Origin of the sequence: Streptomyces sp. NPDC001980 (assembly GCF_040296885.1) — a bacterium.
Lineage (GTDB): Bacteria > Actinomycetota > Actinomycetes > Streptomycetales > Streptomycetaceae > Streptomyces.
On record NZ_JBEOYD010000063.1, the window covers coordinates 20582 to 39854 of the forward strand.

Annotated in this window: 21 protein-coding genes; 17 read left to right on the plus strand and 4 right to left on the minus strand. The window is 72.0% G+C overall.

Going from position 1 to position 19273, the window contains the following annotated elements:
• Positions 1-71 precede the first annotated feature (71 nt).
• From ABT137_RS47205 to ABT137_RS47255, 11 genes are all read left to right on the plus strand, one after another.
• Positions 72-698, plus strand: coding sequence for an NUDIX domain-containing protein (locus ABT137_RS47205; RefSeq protein ID WP_351719375.1), 627 nt, complete (start codon positions 72-74; stop codon positions 696-698).
• Between the two features lie 174 nt (positions 699-872).
• Positions 873-2948, plus strand: coding sequence for a tetratricopeptide repeat protein (locus tag ABT137_RS47210; RefSeq protein ID WP_351719377.1), 2076 nt, complete (start codon positions 873-875; stop codon positions 2946-2948).
• A 135-nt stretch (positions 2949-3083) separates the two neighbouring features.
• Positions 3084-4208: an alanine dehydrogenase gene (gene ald / locus ABT137_RS47215; protein ID WP_351719379.1), complete on the plus strand. Its 1125-nt coding sequence runs from the start codon at positions 3084-3086 to the stop codon at positions 4206-4208.
• 405 nt (positions 4209-4613) lie between these two features.
• Positions 4614-5741, plus strand: coding sequence for a ParA family protein (locus ABT137_RS47220; protein WP_351719382.1), 1128 nt, complete (start codon positions 4614-4616; stop codon positions 5739-5741).
• Positions 5726-6319 carry a hypothetical protein gene (locus ABT137_RS47225; RefSeq protein WP_351719385.1) on the plus strand — a complete coding sequence of 198 codons (594 nt, stop codon included), beginning with the start codon at positions 5726-5728 and terminating at the stop codon, positions 6317-6319. The genes ABT137_RS47220 and ABT137_RS47225 overlap by 16 nt, the downstream gene beginning before the upstream one ends.
• An 18-nt stretch (positions 6320-6337) precedes the next feature.
• Positions 6338-7390 carry a segregation and condensation protein A gene (locus ABT137_RS47230; RefSeq protein WP_351719388.1) on the plus strand — a complete coding sequence of 351 codons (1053 nt, stop codon included), beginning with the start codon at positions 6338-6340 and terminating at the stop codon, positions 7388-7390.
• Positions 7387-8037: an SMC-Scp complex subunit ScpB gene (scpB, locus tag ABT137_RS47235; protein WP_351719391.1), complete on the plus strand. Its 651-nt coding sequence runs from the start codon at positions 7387-7389 to the stop codon at positions 8035-8037. The genes ABT137_RS47230 and scpB overlap by 4 nt, the downstream gene beginning before the upstream one ends.
• Before the next feature lie 11 nt (positions 8038-8048).
• Positions 8049-9173 (plus strand): pseudouridine synthase, encoded by a 1125-nt coding sequence (locus ABT137_RS47240; RefSeq protein WP_351719393.1) that lies wholly within the window; start codon positions 8049-8051, stop codon positions 9171-9173.
• Positions 9174-9371: 198 nt separating this feature from the next.
• On the plus strand, positions 9372-10091 hold the full coding sequence (locus ABT137_RS47245) for an NUDIX hydrolase (RefSeq protein WP_293991942.1): 720 nt from the start codon (positions 9372-9374) through the stop codon (positions 10089-10091).
• Positions 10088-11110, plus strand: coding sequence for an ADP-ribosylglycohydrolase family protein (locus tag ABT137_RS47250; protein WP_351719395.1), 1023 nt, complete (start codon positions 10088-10090; stop codon positions 11108-11110). The genes ABT137_RS47245 and ABT137_RS47250 overlap by 4 nt, the downstream gene beginning before the upstream one ends.
• 4 nt (positions 11111-11114) lie before the next feature.
• Positions 11115-11873, plus strand: a complete 759-nt coding sequence (locus ABT137_RS47255) for a nucleotidyltransferase domain-containing protein (RefSeq protein WP_351719398.1) — start codon at positions 11115-11117, stop codon at positions 11871-11873.
• On the opposite strand, the gene ABT137_RS47260 is transcribed toward ABT137_RS47255, so the two are convergent.
• From ABT137_RS47260 to ABT137_RS47275, 4 genes are read right to left on the minus strand one after another with little or no spacing between them, the layout of a single operon-like run.
• On the minus strand, positions 11799-12542 hold the full coding sequence (locus ABT137_RS47260) for a nucleotidyltransferase domain-containing protein (protein ID WP_351719400.1): 744 nt from the start codon (positions 12540-12542) through the stop codon (positions 11799-11801). The genes ABT137_RS47255 and ABT137_RS47260 overlap by 75 nt on opposite strands.
• A gap of 22 nt (positions 12543-12564) precedes the next feature.
• Positions 12565-13050, minus strand: a complete 486-nt coding sequence (locus ABT137_RS47265) for a Rieske (2Fe-2S) protein (protein ID WP_351719402.1) — start codon at positions 13048-13050, stop codon at positions 12565-12567.
• Positions 13047-13631: a DUF6529 family protein gene (locus ABT137_RS47270; RefSeq protein WP_351719405.1), complete on the minus strand. Its 585-nt coding sequence runs from the start codon at positions 13629-13631 to the stop codon at positions 13047-13049. The genes ABT137_RS47265 and ABT137_RS47270 overlap by 4 nt, the downstream gene beginning before the upstream one ends.
• A gap of 29 nt (positions 13632-13660) precedes the next feature.
• Complete coding sequence (locus ABT137_RS47275) at positions 13661-14308, minus strand: hypothetical protein (RefSeq protein WP_351719407.1); 648 nt, start codon at positions 14306-14308, stop codon at positions 13661-13663.
• 124 nt (positions 14309-14432) lie between these two features.
• On the opposite strand from ABT137_RS47275, the gene ABT137_RS47280 reads away from it, so the two are divergent.
• The 6 genes from ABT137_RS47280 to der all read left to right on the plus strand — a co-directional run bounded on the left by ABT137_RS47280 (position 14433) and on the right by der (position 19151).
• Entirely contained in the window at positions 14433-14606 is a 174-nt protein-coding gene (locus ABT137_RS47280; protein WP_351719410.1) for a hypothetical protein, read from the plus strand.
• A 114-nt stretch (positions 14607-14720) separates the two neighbouring features.
• Positions 14721-15083 carry a chorismate mutase gene (gene aroH / locus ABT137_RS47285; protein WP_351719412.1) on the plus strand — a complete coding sequence of 121 codons (363 nt, stop codon included), beginning with the start codon at positions 14721-14723 and terminating at the stop codon, positions 15081-15083.
• Positions 15080-16165 carry a prephenate dehydrogenase gene (locus ABT137_RS47290; RefSeq protein WP_351719415.1) on the plus strand — a complete coding sequence of 362 codons (1086 nt, stop codon included), beginning with the start codon at positions 15080-15082 and terminating at the stop codon, positions 16163-16165. Before aroH ends, ABT137_RS47290 begins: the two co-directional genes overlap by 4 nt.
• A gap of 96 nt (positions 16166-16261) precedes the next feature.
• Positions 16262-16948, plus strand: coding sequence for a (d)CMP kinase (gene cmk, locus ABT137_RS47295; RefSeq protein ID WP_351719417.1), 687 nt, complete (start codon positions 16262-16264; stop codon positions 16946-16948).
• A 53-nt stretch (positions 16949-17001) separates the two neighbouring features.
• A complete protein-coding gene (locus tag ABT137_RS47300; RefSeq protein ID WP_351719428.1) occupies positions 17002-17589 on the plus strand; it encodes a lysophospholipid acyltransferase family protein in 588 nt (195 codons plus the stop codon).
• A gap of 77 nt (positions 17590-17666) precedes the next feature.
• Positions 17667-19151 carry a ribosome biogenesis GTPase Der gene (gene der, locus ABT137_RS47305; protein WP_351719419.1) on the plus strand — a complete coding sequence of 495 codons (1485 nt, stop codon included), beginning with the start codon at positions 17667-17669 and terminating at the stop codon, positions 19149-19151.
• The last annotated feature ends 122 nt before the right edge of the window (positions 19152-19273 follow it).

A 19273-nucleotide genomic window follows, 5' to 3' on the forward strand; every position in this document is an offset into this window, starting at 1 on the left:
CGGTGGCCGGGGTGCATATCTTCAAAGGTGCGCACCCCGGTTTTTCCCGTGTACGTCTGGAAGGGTTCGGCATGACGATCAAGGACACCCCCGAGGAGTGGGAGATCCGTGCGACGGAGACCCCCTTCGTGGGCAACAAGACCTCGGTCCGCACGGACGAGGTGGTCATGCCCGACGGCTCGGTGGTCCGCCGCGACTACCAGGTCCACCCCGGCTCGGTCGCCATCCTGGCCCTCGACGAGGCGGACCGGGTGCTGCTCATCCGCCAGTACCGGCACCCGGTCCGGCAGAAGCTCTGGGAGATCCCGGCCGGCCTGCTCGACATCCCCGGCGAGAACCCGCTGCACGCCGCCCAGCGCGAGCTCTACGAGGAGGCGCACGTCAAGGCCGAGGACTGGCGGGTGCTGACCGACCTGTACACCACCCCCGGCGGCTGCGACGAGGCGGTACGGATCTTCCTCGCCCGGGACCTGTCCGAGGCCGAGGGGGAGCGCTTCGCGCCGGAGCACGAGGAGACCGACCTGGAGTACGCGCGCGTGCCGGTCGACGAACTGGTGCGCCTGCTGCTCGCCGGCGACCTGCACAACAACTGCCTCGTGACGGGCGTCCTCTCCCTGGTCGCCGCCCGCACCGGCGACGGCCTCGACGCGCTGCGCCCGGCCGACGCGCCCTGGCCGGCCCGCCCCTTCGACTCCTGAGCCCACCCTCCGGGTATACCGGTGTGACCATCGCCTGATCCGATCGGGCGATGCGTCCGCCGTGCTCCGCCGGGAACGTCCGCGCACGTGAACTAGGCTCGATGCGATTGAGCCGAAACGCCCGAACCGGAGCCCCGGCGGGCCTGCGTGTGCGGTGGGACGGGAGTGTGGCCCGTGACGGATCAGGCGGTGGACACAGGCGGCGTACGGCGGTCGGCGCCTGCGGCCACGGACGACCGGTTCCTGGGCCGTACAAGGGAGTTGAAGGAGCTGCGCGCCGACATCGAGCGCGCGGGCCTGGACACCATCGCCGGCCGCAAGGCCCCCCGCGCCCGGGTGCTGCTGATCGCCGGCAGACCCGGCTCCGGCCGCACCGCCCTCGCCGCGGAACTCGTCCGGCAGGTCGCCCCCGGCTACCCCGACGGAGTGCTGCGCGCCCGCCTCACCGAGCCCGACGGCACCCCGGTCCCCGTCGAGCGCACCGCCCGCGACCTCCTCACCGCCCTGCGGCTGCCCACCCCGCCCGGCGCCGCCGCCGACGACCTCACCCACGCCCTGCGCACCGCCCTCGCCAAGCGCCGGATGCTGCTCCTCCTCGACGACGCGCCCGGCGCCGAAGAGGTCGACGTACTGCTCCCCGACAGCCCGGACTGCCTGGCCGTCGCCGTCTCCGGCGGCCCGCTCACCGGGATCTCGGACGTCCGCCCCTGCACCCTGGGCGGCCTCGACACCAAGTCGGCCGTGGAACTGCTCAGCCGGCACACCGGCTCGGTCCGCATCACCGTCGACCCCCGGTCCGCCGAGTCGCTGGTCGAGGTCTGCCAGGCGCAGCCCGCCGCGCTCGCCCTGGCGGGCGGCTGGCTCGCCGCCCGCCCCCAGGCGGCCGTCTCCGACCTCGCCAAACGGCTGCACGCGGAGCCGGACGACGGCACGGCGCTGGCCCGCGTCTTCCGGTTCGTGCACGACCAGCTGCCGGACCGGTCCGCGCGGATACTGCGCCTCCTCAGCCTGGCCCCGGCCGGTCTGGCCGACCCGCACACCGCCTCCGCCCTGGCCGGCTGCTCGGTCGACACCGCCCGCACCACCCTGGACGAGCTGGTCCGCTTCGGCCTGCTGCACCCCGTGGGCTCCCTGTTGCCCCAGTACGAGGTCCCCGGCTGCCTGCATCCGCTGCTCCTGCTGCTGGCCGAGAGCCACGAGCGGGCCGGCGAGCTCCAGCTGGCCCGCGCCCGGATGCTGGAGCGCACGGTACGGCTGCTGCAGTCCTGCCGGGCGATCACCGAGACCGACAACCCGCAGGCCCGCGAGAAGCTCCAGGCGCTGCCGCGCGAGCTGCGCTTCCCCACCCCGAGGGCCGCCGCCGACTGGCTGCGCGTCCGGCGTCCGGCCCTGCTGGCCGCCGCCCGCGCGGCGGTCGCCGACGGTGAGCTCGACACGCTGGCCCGCCGCCTGATGGCGCAGCTGGTCAAGGCCATGGTGGCGCATCTCGGCACCCAGGCCGCGGCCCCCGACCTGTACGGCATCCACGGCCTTGTCCTCGATGTCGCCCGGCGCCGGGACCTGCCCCGCGAGCAGGCCGCCGCGCTGCTGAACCTCGGCGACCTGGACGCGCAGACCGGGCGGACAGCGGACGCGCTGATGCGGTATCGGTCTGCTTTGGACGCGGGACGCAGAGCAAATGACCCGTACGCGACCGGTCGCGCAATGGAATCCGTAGGTGGCACCTACCAGGAGCTCGGGGACTACGACCGGGCCGCCGACTGGTTCGGCCGCGCCCTCGCCGAGCGCCTGGCCCGCGGCGAGCGCGCCGAGGCGGCCCGGCTCTACGGCCGTATCGCCGGCGCGCACACCTATGCGGGCCGGTACGGCGAGGCGCTGCGGGCGTGGCGGGCGGCCGTTTCCGGCCACCGCAAGAACGGTGATGTGCCCGCGCAGGCAAGGGCGTTGAGCGAGCTGGCCCGGGTCCAGGAGTACGCGGGACGGCCCGAGGAGTCGCTGCGCACCTGCCAGGAGGCGGTGGAGTGGGCGCGCCGCGCCGAGGACATCCGGCTCCAGGCCGCGCTCCAGCTGCGACTCGCCGACACGCTGGAGCGCCTCGGCGACTCCACGGCCGCGAGCCTGCACCGCTCGGCCGCCGAGCGCATGCTGGGGGAGGAGCCACCGGACCTCTTCGGGCCCTCGGACCCCGACTCCGACCCGGAACACGGCGCTAATGCCTGCGAAATCCGTAGTGTGTCCGGCGAAGATTGATGCAATGAAAGGCTAGACAGTCGGAACGCCTTCATTAAACTGGCTCTGCCGCCGGTTCTTCCGCGGTGTCTCCTGGTATGCCATCGCATGCCGGGTATGTGCGTCTATGCCCCCACACCCTCTGAGCCAAGGACCGTGATCGACGTGAAGGTCGGCATCCCCCGCGAGGTCAAGAACAACGAGTTCCGGGTGGCCATCACCCCGGCCGGCGTGCACGAGCTGGTGCGCCACGGCCATCAGGTCGTCATCGAGCGCGGCGCGGGTCTCGGCTCGTCGATCCCGGACGACGAGTACGTCGCCGCCGGCGCCACGATCCTGGACACCGCCGACGAGGTGTGGGCCACCGCCGACCTGCTGCTGAAGGTCAAGGAGCCGATCGCGGAGGAGTACCACCGCCTCCGCAAGGACCAGACCCTCTTCACCTACCTGCACCTGGCCGCCTCCAAGGAGTGCACGGACGCCCTCCTGGAGTCCGGCACCACGGCGATCGCCTATGAGACCGTCGAGCTGCCCAGCCGCGCGCTCCCGCTGCTCGCGCCCATGTCCGAGGTCGCGGGCCGGCTCGCCCCGCAGGTCGGCGCCTACCACCTGATGCGCGCGGCCGGCGGCCGTGGCGTCCTGCCCGGCGGTGTCCCGGGCGTGCTGCCCGCCAAGGCCGTCGTCATCGGCGGCGGCGTCTCCGGCTGGAACGCCGTGCAGATCGCCATCGGCATGGGCTTCGACGTGACCCTGCTCGACCGCGACATCAACAAGCTGCGCGAGGCCGACCGGATCTTCGGCACCAAGGTCAAGGCCGTCATGTCCAACGCCTTCGAGCTGGAGAAGGCCTGCCTGGAGGCCGACCTCGTGGTCGGCGCGGTGCTCATCCCGGGCGCCAAGGCCCCGAAGCTCGTCACCAACGAGCTGGTCTCCCGCATGAAGCCGGGAAGTGTCCTTGTCGACATCGCGATCGACCAGGGCGGCTGCTTCGAGGACTCCCGCCCCACCACGCACGCCGAGCCGACCTTCAAGGTTCACGAGTCGGTCTTCTACTGCGTCGCCAACATGCCCGGCGCGGTGCCCAACACCTCCACCTACGCGCTGACCAACGCCACGCTCCCGTACATCGTCTCGCTCGCGGACAACGGCTGGGCCGAGGCGCTGCGCCGCGACGCCGCGCTCGCCAAGGGCCTCAACACCCATGACGGCAAGGTCGTCTACAAGGAGGTCGCCGAGGCGCACGGCCTGGAGCACGTGGACCTCGACACGCTCATCGGCTGAGCAGGCCCGGACGGGCAAGTCACCTTTTCGTAAAGGCGATACGTCAACAAGCCGCGTCAATCGCGCACATCCGGCCGGACCTTGCCCGACAAGGTCCGGCCAGATGTGTGTATGGTCACTTTGCGACTTGCGGTCAACTCGCCTCGAACGTAACCCTTCGACCGATTCGCACACCGGTGAAACCTGCTGTGCGACGGCCGTACGCCCTTGACAGCGGGATGTTTCATTGCCGACACATCCTGCCGGGTCCGGCGGATTGTGTTGCTGCGAACGCCCGACACGCCATAGAGTCGCCAACCGTCGGCATAGTGCCACGCTGACCTGTCTAGAAGTTTCCTGGTCACCAAGGAGGTAAGACGACTTGTGAATGAGTCGACATTTTCTCCCGGGGGTGGTCAACCAGGAATGCCGGTACGGGACCAGGGTTCCGCGGGGTTCGAGGCTGTCGGCTCCGTCGCCGTGCGTACCTTCGCAGCAGCCCGGAGTCCGCTGACCACGCGGACAGCACACCAGAGCATGGATGGCCATCACGTGAACGCCCTGGCCGGCGACGGAAGTGGCGCGCCCCACAACCAATTCGCCGACTACGACGAACTGCCCGACGGGCACTTCTACGACCCCGACGCCGAGTACGAGCCCGATCCGGAGTACGCGGCCACGCTCGCGCCCGACGCGGCCCGCCAGCGCCGCGAGCGCGTCGGCCCGACCGGGCGCCCGCTCCCGTACTTCCCGATCCCGGGCCCGGTGACCAGTCACGGCCCCGCGACGATCATCGCGATGTGCAACCAGAAGGGCGGCGTCGGCAAGACCACGTCGACCATCAACCTGGGTGCCGCGCTCGCGGAGTACGGCCGGCGGGTGCTGCTCGTGGACTTCGACCCGCAGGGCGCGCTGTCGGTCGGCCTCGGCGTCAACCCGATGGAGCTCGACCTCACCGTCTACAACCTGCTCATGGAGCGGGGCATGGCGGCCGACGAGGTCCTCCTGAAGACCGCGGTCCCCAACATGGACCTGCTGCCCTCCAACATCGACCTGTCGGCCGCCGAGGTCCAGCTGGTCTCCGAGGTGGCCCGCGAGTCGACGCTGCAGCGCGCCCTGAAGCCGCTGCTGCCCGACTACGACTACATCGTGATCGACTGTCAGCCCTCGCTCGGCCTGCTCACGGTCAACGCGCTGACGGCCGCTCACAAGGTGATCGTGCCGCTTGAGTGCGAGTTCTTCGCCCTGCGCGGTGTCGCCCTGCTGACCGAGACCATCGAGAAGGTCCAGGAGCGGCTCAACCCGGAGCTGGAGCTCGACGGCATCCTCGCCACCATGTACGACTCGCGCACGGTCCACAGCCGTGAGGTGCTGGCCCGTGTGGTCGAGGCGTTCGACGACCACGTCTACCACACGGTCATCGGCCGCACGGTCCGCTTCCCGGAGACCACGGTCGCCGGCGAGCCGATCACCACGTACGCCTCCAACTCCGTCGGTGCCGCCGCCTATCGCCAGCTCGCCAGGGAGGTGCTCGCCCGGTGTCACGCCGAGTGAGTCTGCCCGGGGCCGACGAACTGTTCCGTACGACCGGGGGGATGGCGTTGCAGCCGTCCACTCCCAGGCGCCCGGCCAACGGCGAGGCCCGGGTGCCGGCTCCCGCGGGGGAGAGCGACGAGACGGCGGCCGGGGCCGCCGAGGACGCGCCCCAGTCGGTGCCCGTGCAGGGCGGCGACGGGGAAGGCGCGGAGCACGTGGCGGCGGAGGCCGAGCCGGCCGACGCCGGGGAGTCCCGCAACCGCGCCGCGTCGGCCACGGTGGCGCCCTCCGGGCCGCGCCGGCAGGGGGTGCAGGAAGGTTCTGGCGTCGACCCCCAGGCCCAGCCGCGCAAGCGCGGGGGCAGGGCGCCCGCCCGGCGGCCCAGCGGGCGGGAGCGGCACGACGAGAAGATCACCGTGTACGTCTCGGCCGAGGAGCTGATGGACCTGGAGCACGCCCGTCTCGTGCTCCGGGGCGAGCACGGGCTGGCCGTGGACCGGGGCCGGATCGTCCGCGAGGCGGTCGCCGTGGTCCTGGCCGACCTGGAGTCCCGCGGGGACGCGAGCATCCTCGTACGACGGCTGCGTGGGCGGTAGGGGTAGCCTGCGGGGGCTATGACCTCGAACGACGTTTCCGCTTCCGGCCCCGGCGCCGGGCGCAGGCGTGCGCTGGGGAGGGGGCCGGGGGTTTCGCCTCCGGCGCCGGAAACCGTGCCGTTGGCGGACGAGGGGCCGGTGTCGGCTGAGGTCGAGGCTCCTGCTGAGGCCGGTGGACACAACGCGGGCGAGCCTGAAGAGGTGCCCGGTGCTGTCGAACCCCAGCCCCCTGTCGCCGAAGCTCCAGAACCCGAGGATCAGCGGGACGGCGTCTTCAAGGTCCGGCTCGCCAACTTCGAGGGGCCCTTCGATCTGCTCCTCCAGCTGATCTCCAAGCACAAGCTGGACGTCACCGAGGTCGCGCTGTCCAAGGTGACCGACGAGTTCATGGCGCACATCCGGGCCATGGGGCCGGACTGGGACCTGGACCAGACGACCGAGTTCCTCGTCGTGGCCGCCACGCTGCTCGACCTGAAGGCCGCCCGGCTGCTGCCCGCCGCCGAGGTCGAGGACGAGGCCGACCTGGCGTTGCTGGAGGCGCGGGATCTGCTGTTCGCGCGGCTGCTGCAGTACCGGGCGTACAAACAGATCGCCGACATCTTCAACCGGCGCCTGGACGACGAGGCCCGCCGCTGGCCCCGTACCGTCGGCCTGGAGCCGCATCTGGCCGAGCTGCTGCCCGAGGTCGTCATCAGCATCGGTCCTGAGGGGTTCGCCAAGCTCGCGGTCAAGGCGATGCAGCCCAAGCCCAAGCCGCAGGTGTACGTCGACCACATCCACGCCCCGCTGGTCAGCGTGCAGGAGCAGGCCGGGATCGTGGTGGCGCGGCTGCGGGAGCTGGGGGAGGCCAGCTTCCGGGTGCTCATCGAGGACACCGACAACACGCTCACCGTCGTCGCCCGCTTCCTGGCCCTCCTGGAGCTGTACCGCGAGAAGGCCGTCGCCCTGGACCAGGAGACCGCGCTCGGCGATCTGATCGTGCGGTGGACCGGCGGGGACGGGCAGACCCGGCCGACGGTCACCGACGAGTTCGACCGGCCGCCCGAGCCGCCCAAGGAGGAGAAGGCGTGAGCGAGGACACCACGGAGCTGCCGGCGGGGCTGCGGCCCGTCGCCGACCTCGACCTCAAGCCGGCCCTGGAGGCCGTCCTCATGGTCGTGGACGAGCCCGCCACCGCCGAGCACCTGTCCAAGCTCCTGGAGCGGCCGAAGCAGACGATCACGAAGGCGCTGCGGGCGCTGGCCGAGGAGTACACCGCACAGGGCCGCGGCTTCGAGCTGCGGTTCGTCGCGGGCGGCTGGCGCTTCTACACGCGCGGCGAGTACGCGCCCGCCGTCGAGCGGCTGGTCCTGGAGGGGCAGACGGCCCGGCTGACCCAGGCCGCCCTGGAGACCCTCGCGGTCGTCGCGTACCGCCAGCCGGTGAGCCGCAGCCGGGTCTCCGTCGTCCGCGGGGTCAACTGCGACGGTGTGATGCGCACCCTGCTCCAGCGCGGTCTGGTCGAGGAGGCGGGCGCGGAACCCGAAACAGGTGCGATCCTGTACAGGACGACGAACTACTTCCTGGAGCGGATGGGCCTGCGCGGCCTGGACGAGCTCCCGGAGCTCGCGCCCTTCCTCCCGGAGGCGGAGGCGATCGAGGCCGAGACCCAGGAGGGCGTACCGTCGTTCGATCCGGACGCACCCGATGCGCCGGGTACAGACGACGCAGACGACTAGACGGAACTTTGATGCGAAGCAGCAGCGGCAGGAACAGCAGCGGAAACAACGGCGGGAGCCGTGGTGGCAACAGCGGCGGCCGCGGCGGGAGCAGCGGTGGGCGCGGTAACTACCGCGGCGCCGGGAACGCCCGCGACGACAAGCAGGGCGCCGGCCGGCCGAAGAAGCCGCGCCCGGAGGAGCGGCGCTACGACGTGGGCCCCGGCGCCACCCAGGACGGCCCGAAGTCGGGCCGTGGTGCCTCGGCGCGCGGCGGCGCCAAGGGCGGACCCCGGCAGGGCCAGGGCACCGGGCGCGGCCGGACGGCTCCGGCGAGCTCCCGTGAGTACGACGCCCGGGCCGAGGAGCGCAACCGCGAGCGGTACGCCGGCAAGCCGGACGTGAAGCTCCCCAAGACCTTCCCGGGCGCCGAGGAGGAGGGCGAGCGGCTGCAGAAGGTCCTCGCCCGCGCGGGCTACGGCTCGCGGCGCGCCTGCGAGGAGCTGATCGAGCAGGCCAGGGTCGAGGTCAACGGCGAGATCGTCCTGGAGCAGGGCAAGCGCGTCGACCCGGAGAAGGACGAGGTCCGCGTCGACGGGCTGACCGTCGCCACGCAGTCGTACCAGTTCTTCTCGCTGAACAAGCCGGCCGGCGTGGTCTCCACCATGGAGGACCCGGACGGGCGGCAGTGCCTCGGCGACTACGTCACCAACCGGGAGACCCGGCTCTTCCACGTGGGGCGTCTGGACACCGAGACCGAGGGCGTCATCCTGCTCACCAACCACGGCGAGCTGGCGCACCGGCTGACCCACCCCAAGTACGGCGTGAAGAAGACCTACCTCGCGCACATCGTGGGCCCCATCCCGCGCGACCTCGGCAAGAAGCTCAAGGACGGCATCCAGCTGGAGGACGGGTACGCGCGCGCGGACCACTTCCGGGTCGTCGAGCAGACCGGCAAGAACTACCTCGTCGAGGTCACCCTGCACGAGGGCCGCAAGCACATCGTGCGGCGCATGCTGGCGGAGGCCGGGTTCCCGGTCGACAAGCTGGTGCGGGTCGCCTTCGGCCCGATCACCCTCGGCGACCAGAAGTCGGGCTGGCTGCGCCGCCTGTCCAACACCGAGGTCGGGATGCTCATGAAGGAAGTCGACCTCTAGACGCTTCCGGGGCCGCACAACCCCGTAAGGCGGCGTGTGCGGCTCTCCGACGGCCGGTCCCGGGCACTCCGGGACCGGCCGCCGTCGTATCCGCGAACGGGGCTCCAGCGACCACTGAGGGCTTGCGCGGCTTCCCCCGACTCTTTATAGTCGTGACGACTATTAGTCGCATCGATCATCGAGGGGGTGGACGGGCGCATGCAGGGCTACGACAAGTACGCCTTCGAACCCTTCGCCGTCACCGTCGACCTCGCCGTCCTCACCCTCCGCGCCGGCGCCCTGCACGTGCTGCTCGTCGAGCGCGGGCAGGAGCCGTACGCCGGACAGTGGGCGCTGCCCGGCGGCTTCCTGCTGCCGCGGGAGTCGGCCGAGACGGCGGCCCGGCGGGAACTCGCCGAGGAGACCGGACTGTCGGACGTGTCCGGACTGCACCTGGAGCAGCTGCGGACCTACAGCGAGCCGGACCGCGACCCGAGGATGCGGGTCGTCTCCGTCGCCTTCACCGCGCTGCTGCCCGACGCCCCCGAGCCGCACGGCGGCGGTGACGCGGCCCAGGCGCGCTGGCTGCCGTACGACCCGGGCCGGCCGCTCGCCTTCGACCACGACCGGATCCTGGCCGACGCCCATGAACGGGTCGGCGCGAAGCTGGAGTACAGCTGTCTCGCCACCGCCTTCTGCCCGCCCGAGTTCACGCTCGGCGAGCTGCAGCACGTCTACGAGACCGTGTGGGGGGTCGCACTGGACCGCCCCAACTTCCGCCGCAAGGTGCTCGCCACCCCGGGCTTCGTCGAACCCGTCCCGGGCGCCGCCCGGTTGACCGGCGGCCGCGGCAAACCGGCCGCCCTCTATCGCGCGGGCACCGCCACCGCGCTCCACCCGCCCCTGCTCCGCCCGTCCCGGGAAGGACGCCCCGCATGACCACGAACATCGGCGACAAGCGCGCCGCCACCGGCTCCCTGATCGGTCTCGCCCTCGGGGACGCGCTCGGCTTCCCCACCGAGTTCAACGACGTGCCCTCGATCCTCGCCAAGTCCGGACCGTGGCGGGAGATGGGGCTGCCGAGGCCTGCCGTCGTCTCGGACGACACCCAGATGACCCTCGCCGTGGGCCACGCGATACGCACCGCGATGGACCGGGGGGTGCTCGCGCCCGAGCACCTGGAGCGGCCGCTGCGCAAGGAGTTCGTGGCCTGGTACGAGTCGCCGGACAACAACCGGGCGCCGGGCAACACCTGTCTGCGCGCGTGCGCGCTCCTGAAGGACGAGAGGCGCGCCTGGCAGGACGCCAGCCAGATCGACTCCAAGGGCTGCGGCGCCAACATGCGGGTCGCGCCCGTCGGGCTCGCGCCGGGACTGAGCGACGAACAGCGCGCCGGCGCCGCCCAGTTGCAGGCCGCCCTCACCCACGGCCACCCCACCGCGCTGGCCGCCTCCGACCTCACCGCGCGTGCCGTACACCTGCTCGCGCAGGGGACCGAACCCGACGGGCTCGTCGACCGGCTGCGGTCCTACGCCCGCGAGAACCGCGCCCGCTACCACCACACCTGGCTCGGCGACCTGTGGACCCGCAGCCAGGACGCGACCCCCGAGGAGTTCATGGCGCGCGGCTGGGACGAGTGCCTGGAGATCCTCGACCGGCTCCAGGAGGCCGCGCGGACCGCCTCGCCGGAGGCCGATCCGTGCCTGGCCACCGGCGCCGGCTGGATCGCCGAGGAGGCCCTCGCGACCGGTCTGCTCTGCTTCCTGCTCTTCCCCGGCGAGCCGCTGCTCGCCCTGCGCCGGGGAGCCTGTTCCTCCGGCGACTCGGATTCGATCGCCTGCCTCACCGGGGCGTTCGCGGGCGCCTGGCTGGGCGCGGGTGCCTGGCCGACCGAGTGGGCCGACCGGATCGAGTACGGGGGCGACCTGCTGACCCTGGGCGCGCTCTGGGACGCTTGAGCGCATGATCGACGACCTTGATCCGGACCTCGACCTGGCGCCCGTCGTCGCCGAACAGCCCGACCCCCTGCTGTTCGCGACCGTCTCCGGCGCGCACCTGTACGGCTTCCCGTCCCGGGACTCCGACCTGGACCTGCGGGGCGTCCATCTGCTGCCCGCCGCCGACCTGGTCGGGCTGCGCGAGCCGGAGGAGACCCGCTCGAAGACCTGGGTGCGCTACGGCGTCGAGATGGACCTCGTCACCCACGACCTGCGCAAGTTCGCCCGGCTGATGCTGCGCCGCAACGGCTACGTCCTGGAGCAGCTCCTGTCGCCGCTCGTCGTGCACACCGGCGACACGCACCGCGAGCTGGTCGCTCTCGCCCCGGGCGTGCTCACCAGCCACCACGCCCACCACTACCGCGGGTTCGCGGTCACCCAGTGGCGGCTGTTCGAGAAGACCGGCGAACTCAAACCGCTGCTCTACACGTTCCGGGTGCTGCTCACCGGCATCCACCTGATGCGCAGCGGCGAGGTGCAGGCCCATCTGCCCACGCTCCTCGGTGAGGTGCCCGAGGTCCCGGCCCACCTGCCCGAGCTGATCGCCGCCAAGGCCGAGCAGGAGCACGGCAGGGCCGCTGTCGGGCACGCGCGCGTGGAGGCCGACGTGGAGCGGCTGCACCTCCTGCTCGACGAGGCGCAGAACGGCTCAGCGCTGCCCGACGCGCCCAGTGCGCACGACGCCCTGCACGACCTGGTGATCCGCGTGCGTCTGGAGGGCTGAGTCCCGGCGCGCCCGGAAGAGGAAGTCGGCCACGCGCGCGTGGTCCGGCTCCGCGGGGAGCGGGGATCCGGGCAGGGCCCGCTCGGTCTCCGCGGCGAGCCGGGCCATCCGGGACTCGACCTCCGCCCAGGGGACCTCGCCCCGCTTCACCGCCAGGAACTCCGCGCGCCGGTCGCCGACGTCGATCGTCAGCTCGCCGGTGCGCAGCAGGTCGCGGGCGCTCGTCAGCAGCCGCAGCAGGTGCATCGCGTGCTTCCAGCGCGGGGCGCCGTGCGTCCGCACGTCCGCGTCGAGCTTCCGGCGCTGGCCGAGGGCGTAGCGGGTGAAGGTGCCGTGGGCGCGCCGGGAGAGGAAGGCGCCGCGCAGGGCGAGCAGCTCGCGGCCCGTGTCGTCGAGGTGCTCGACCAGGGGCGAGTGCAGGCACTCCAGGATGTTCGGATTGGCCCGCAGCGCCAGCTCGCAGAACCGCTCCAGCTCCCAGGAGAACCGTTCCTCGCCCGGCCCCTCGACATGCGTGGGCGGCTTCTCGAAGCCCCAGAACAGGGGAGTGGGGGCGAGGAACACACCCCGGCGGTCGGTGTCGCTGTCCTCGGTGGCCAGGCCGAAGGCCCGCGACCCCATGACACAGGTGTAGATCGTGTGGTCGCGTACCAGGTCCTCGGGCTGCATGCCCGGGAGCGTACGTGGCCGGTCAGCCCATGGTGATCGAATTTCCGCTCACCGTGATCGACTCGGCCGGCAGCGGCCTCGTCGCCGGGCCGTGGGCGACCGAGCCGTCGGCGATGTGGTACTTGCTGCCGTGGCAGGGGCAGTCGATGGTGCCGTCCACCACCTGGCTCACGGTGCAGCCCTCGTGCGTGCAGATCGCCGAGAAGGCCTTGAACTCGCCCTTCGTCGGCTGGGTCACCACGATCTTCTGGGCCTTGAAGATCGTGCCGCCGCCCTCCGGGATGTCACTCGTCTGCGCCAGCGCCTTCCCGGCGGCCGCGCTCGCCGACTCGGAGGCGGACGATCCGGCGGTGGGCGACGCGGGGGAGGCGGGAGTCCCGGACGAGGTGGGCGTCCCGGACGAGCTGGAGGAGCCGTTGCCGTTGTTGTTGCCGCAGCCCACGCAGGTCGCGGCGAGCGCCGCGGTACCCGTCGTGAGCATGCTGCGCCGAGTGGAGCCGTCGGTCATGTCTTCACTCCGAACGTGCGGAAGAACCAGAATGCGGACGTCAGCCAGACGAGCGTGAGCACGGCGAACACCAGCCCACCGACGATCGGCAGCAGCCAGCCAGGGAGTCGCTCCCAGCGGAGCAGCAGCATCTTGGCACTGAAAACACCGAAGAAGAAGCAACCCAGGATGGAGTGCCACAAAACGCGTGTTTCGTACGTCTGATAGCCCAACGCGTACAGGCAGTGCACCGCCACGGGGACGGCGACCAGGAAGGCGATCCGCCCCGACCAGCGGTGCAGGCCCGAGGCCCAGCGCGGTCCCGGCAGCCTGCCGTACAGCATCAGCGCGGAGACCAGCTGGACGAGCGCGAAGAAGAACGCGATCGAGGCGAGCCACGACTTCCCGGCGAATGTGCTGCTGAAGGCGCCGAGGCCGAAGACGCTCCCGGTCGGGTGGTGGATCCTGCCGTACACGCCGAGGGCGACCGCGACCGCGCCGGCCACCAGGACGGGGACGAGATAGCGGGCGGGGCGCGGGTTGTGGTGGTTCGGCTCCTGCGGCGGCCAGCTCTGGGTGGCGGCGTTCGGGTCGACGGTCATGGTCGGCTCCCTCGGGTCACGGCCGGATGTCAGGGGAGGACCGGGCTGGCCGTCAGCGGCTGTCCGTCCACCGTCACGGCGCCGGTCTCCGGGTCGATGCGGGGTGCGGACGAAGGCGTGCCCTCGCGGTCGACGATGCCGACCTGGCGGCCGTCGGCGAGCACGATCCAGCCGCCTTCGACCTTCGCCCCGCGCACGGTCGCCGTGGCCCGGTACAGGCCCGACCCCTTGACGGCCTTCCGGGCGGTGAAGGCGTAGTGGCCGCCGTCCAGGTCGACGGCCCCGCGGATGCGGCTGCCGTCCTGCAGCGTGCCGTTCAACGCGGCGCCGTGGCCGCCGGTCAGCCTCATGCTGCCGTCGGGCAGCACCCGGCCCTTGAGCCAGGACTCCTTGCTGCGCCCGTCGCAGAAGTACGCGATCGCCCTCCCGTCGCGGACCGAGACGGCGACGGAGGACGAGTCGTCGTCGGTGCGGCCGGCGTAGGAGGCGTCGGCGATCTTCGACGGCAACGGGGCCGGGGCCGGGGACGCCGTGCTGCTCGTCGGCGTCGGACTCGGTGGCTTCTCCTGGTACGACGACGAGGCGTGACTCGTCCCCGCCGTCGCGTCGAGCGTCAGCGTGAGCAGGCCGAGCAGCAGACCCGCGAGCAGGGTCAGCAACGGACCGGGGCGTTTCATGGCGGACCTCCCCGAGGCGGGTCTGCCTGCCATCAGAGCGGACCGGCGGGCCCGGCGTAAAGAGGCGCACAGGGGTGTTTCACCCCAAGTAGCGGAATTGGGTCATATGCGTGACATTGAGGCCATGGCAGGCAATGACCTCGAAAACATACTCGGCAGCCTCCTGGGCGACGACGGCGAGGGCGCCGAGATGCTGACCACGCTGATCGGCGCGATGAGCCACGGCCAGGGCGGCGGCTCGCTCGGCGGGCTCCTGGAGACCCTCGCGAAGTCCGCTCCCGCCGCCCGGAAGGACTAGAGAGACCGGCAGGGCCAGGGGCCGTCTCAGCCGGCGGGCACGGCGCACGGGCCCGGCGGCGGTCTGACTAGGCTGGACGGAGCAAGAGGGCGACGTCAGAACAGGAGCAGCGCCGTGGCGGTACGAGCGGTCCGGGGGGCCGTCCAGCTGGAGCGGGACGAGGCCGGTCACATGGACCAGCAGGTCGGAGCGCTGCTCACGGCCATCCTGGAGCGGAACGGCCTGACCGCCGACGACCTGATCAGCATCTGGTTCACGGCCACCCCCGACCTGCACAGCGACTTCCCGGCGGCCGCCGCGCGCAAGCTCGGCATCGTCGACGTGCCGCTGATCTGCGCCCAGGAGCTGGACATCGCGGGCGCCATGCCCCGCGTCGTGCGGATACTGGCGCACATCGAGTCCGACCGGCCCCGCGCCGGCATCAACCACGTCTACCTCGGCGCCGCGGCCGCCCTGCGCAAGGACATCGCCCAGTGAGAACCGCGCTCGTCATCGGTACCGGGCTCATCGGTACGTCCGCCGCGCTCGCCCTCGCCCAGCGCGGCGTCGTCGTCCACCTCGCCGACCACGACCCCGAGCAGGCCCGCACCGCGGCCGCGCTCGGCGCCGGCACCGACGAGGCCCCCGACGGCCCGGTCGACCTGGCCATCGTCGCCGCCCCGCCCGCCCATGTCGCCGCCGTCCTCGCGGACGCGATGAGCAGGGGCGTGGCCCGCGGCTACGCCGACGTGGCCAGCGTCAAGGGCGGCCCGCGCCGGGAACTGGAGGCGAAGGGCCTGGACCTGTCGTCGTACATCGGGACGCACCCCATGTCGGGCCGGGAGAAGTCCGGACCGCTGGCGGCCACCGCCGACCTCTTCGAGGGCCGGCCCTGGGTGCTCACCCCGACCCGGGACACCGACACCGAGGTGCTGAACCTCGCCCTGGAACTGGTCTCGCTCTGCCGGGCCCTGCCGGTGGTCATGGACGCCGACGCCCACGACCGCGCCGTCGCCCTGGTCTCCCACATGCCCCACCTGGTCTCCAGCATGGTCGCCGCCCGCCTGGAGCACGCCGACGAGACGGCCGTACGGCTGTGCGGACAGGGCATCCGGGACGTCACCCGGATCGCCGCCTCCGACCCCCGGATGTGGATCGACATCCTCGCCGCGAACCCCGGCCCGGTCGCCGACCTGCTCGCCGACGTCTCCGCCGACCTCGACGAGACGGTCGGCGCCCTGCGCGCCCTGCAGTCCTCGGACGAGGAGAAGCGGCGCGCGGGCGGCGCGGGCATCGAGGACGTGCTGCGCCGCGGCAACGCCGGTCAGGTGCGGGTACCCGGCAAGCACGGCTCGGCGCCGCGGACGTACGAGGTCGTGGCGGTGCTCATCGACGACCAGCCCGGCCAGCTGGCCCGGATCTTCGCCGACGCCGGGGCGGCCGGCGTCAACATCGAGGACGTCCGGATCGAGCACGCGACCGGTCAGCAGGCCGGTCACGTCCAGCTCTGGGTGGAGCCGAAGGCGGTGCCCGTGCTCACGTCGGCGCTGCGGGACCGGGGCTGGGCGCTGCGGCAGTAGCGCTGGAAACGGCGGTCCCGGGGGCCGGTAACCTTGTGCGGGGCGCACCGCCGCCCGCGCACCACCCACCACCCTGCACCCGGAAGGTGTCCCCCCGTGGAAAACGGCGCCGTAAAGCCCGTGATTGTCGCGATCGACGGCCCCTCGGGCACCGGCAAGTCGAGCACGTCCAAGGCCGTGGCCGAGCAGCTCGGCCTGAGCTACCTGGACACCGGCGCCCAGTACCGGGCCATCACCTGGTGGATGGTGACCAACGGCATCGACCTCACCGACCCGACCGCGATCGCCGCGGTGGCCGGCAAGGCGGAGATCGTCTCGGGCACCGACCCGGTCAAGCCGACGATCACCGTCGACGGCGTGGACGTCTCCGGCCCGATCCGCACCGAGGAGGTCACCTCCAAGGTCAGCGCGGTCAGCGCGGTACCGGAGGTGCGGACCAGGATCAGCGAGCTGCAGCGGTCGCTGGCCCGCGCCGCCGTGGACGGCATCGTCGTCGAGGGCCGGGACATCGGTACGACCGTGCTGCCCGACGCCGACCTGAAGGTCTTCCTGACCGCCTCCCCGGAGGCCCGCGCGGCCCGCCGCAGCGGCGAGCTGAAGGGCGCCGACGTCAACGCCACCCGCGAGGCCCTGGTCAAGCGCGACGCCGCCGACTCCACCCGCAAGACCTCGCCGCTCGCCAAGGCCGGCGACGCGGTCGAGGTGGACACCACCGAGCTGACGCTGGCCCAGGTCATCGAGTGCGTCGTCACCCTCGTCGAGGAGAAGCGGGCCGGGAAGTGAGCCTTCCGTCGCAGCGCGGCGCCGAGACCGGGCGCCGCATCGGGGTCGGCCTGATGTACGGGCTGTGGAAGCCGCGCGTGCTCGGCTCCTGGAAGGTGCCGGCACAGGGCCCGGCGATCCTCGCCGTGAACCACTCCCACAACATCGACGGCCCGATGGTCATGGGCGTGGCGCCCCGGCCGACGCACTTCCTCATCAAGAAGGAGGCGTTCGTCGGCCCGCTCGACCCGTTCCTGACCCGGATCGGGCAGCTGAAGGTGGACCGGCAGTCCACCGACCGCACGGCGGTCACCCGGGCGCTCGGCGTCCTGGAGGCCGGGGGAGTGCTCGGCATATTCCCCGAGGGCAGCCGCGGCGACGGCGACTTCGCCGCGCTCCGCGCGGGCCTCGCCTACTTCGCGGTGCGCTCCGGGGCGCCGATCGTCCCCGTGGCCGTGCTGGGAAGCTCCGAGCGGCGCGGACGGTTGGTGAAGGGGCTGCCCCCGCTGCGCTCCCGCGTCGACGTCGTCTTCGGCGACCCCTTCGAGGCGGGCGACGGCACCGGCCGGCGCACCCGCAAGGCCCTGGACGAGGCCACCGAGCGCATCCAGAAGCAGCTCGCCGGCCACCTGGAAAACGCCAGGCGTCTGACCGGACGCTAAGCGACACTGAGTAGTGGATCAGACCTTTTTGCGGCTGATCCACCGATCACCACGATGAACGACGAGGTACGGACTTCATGAACGACCACATCCAGCCCGGCGACTCGGCTGAGCACGAGTACGACCACGGGGCGCTCGGTGACACCGAGTACGCGGAGTTCATGGAGCTCGCCGCCGAAGAGGGCTTCGACATCGAGGACGTCGAGGGCGCCATCGAGGCGGCCGGCCACGGTCCGCTGCCCGTCCTCGCCGTCGTCGGCCGCCCCAACGTCGGCAAGTCGACCCTGGTCAACCGCATCATCGGCCGCCGCGAGGCCGTCGTCGAGGACAAGCCCGGTGTCACCCGGGACCGCGTGACCTACGAGGCCGAGTGGGCGGGCCGCCGCTTCAAGGTCGTCGACACCGGCGGCTGGGAGCAGGACGTCCTCGGCATCGACGCCTCCGTGGCGGCCCAGGCCGAGTACGCGATCGAGGCGGCCGACGCGGTCGTCTTCGTCGTCGACGCCAAGGTCGGCGCGACCGACACCGACGAGGCGGTCGTACGGCTGCTGCGCAAGGCCGGCAAGCCGGTCGTGCTGGCCGCCAACAAGGTCGACGGACCCAGCGGCGAGGCCGACGCGGCCTACCTCTGGTCGCTCGGTCTCGGCGAGCCGCACCCGGTCTCCGCCCTGCACGGCCGCGGCACCGGCGACATGCTGGACGCCGTCCTGGAGGCGCTGCCCGAGGCGCCCGAGCAGACCTTCGGCGGCACGGGGGTCGGCGGCCCCCGCCGGATCGCCCTCATCGGCCGCCCGAACGTCGGCAAGTCCTCCCTCCTCAACAAGGTGGCGGGCGAGGAGCGCGTCGTCGTCAACGAGATCGCCGGCACCACCCGCGACCCGGTCGACGAACTGATCGAACTCGGCGGCATCACCTGGAAGTTCGTCGACACCGCCGGCATCCGCAAGCGCGTCCACCTCCAGCAGGGCGCCGACTACTACGCCTCGCTGCGCACCGCGGCCGCCGTCGAGAAGGCCGAGCTCGCGGTCATCCTGCTGGACGCCTCCGAGAACATCTCGGTGCAGGACCAGCGCATCGTCACCATGGCCGTCGAGGCGGGCCGCGCGGTCGTCCTCGCCTTCAACAAGTGGGACACCCTCGACGAGGAGCGCCGCTACTACCTGGAGCGCGAGATCGAGACCGAGCTAGGCCAGGTCGCCTGGGCACCCCGCGTCAACGTCTCGGCCCGCACCGGCCGGCACATGGAGAAGCTGGTCCCCGCCATCGAGACCGCCCTCGCCGGCTGGGAGACCCGGGTCCCCACCGGCCGCCTCAACGCCTTCCTCGGCGAACTGGTCTCGGCCCACCCGCACCCGGTCCGGGGCGGGAAGCAGCCGCGCATCCTGTTCGGCACCCAGGCCGGCACCAAGCCGCCGCGGTTCGTCCTGTTCGCCTCCGGCTTCATCGAGGCGGGCTACCGCCGCTTCATCGAACGCCGGCTGCGCGAGGAGTTCAGCTTCGAGGGCACGCCGATCCACATCTCCGTACGGGTGCGCGAGAAGCGCGGCGCGAAGAAGAAGTAAGCAGGGACGGACACAGGGGAGAGGGGGGGGGGGCCCCCTGCGGGGGGGGCCGCCCCAGCTCTAAGACAACCAAGGAACAACGCAAAAAAATGGTGGAAGCTGGAATATGTGGTTGTTAGTGA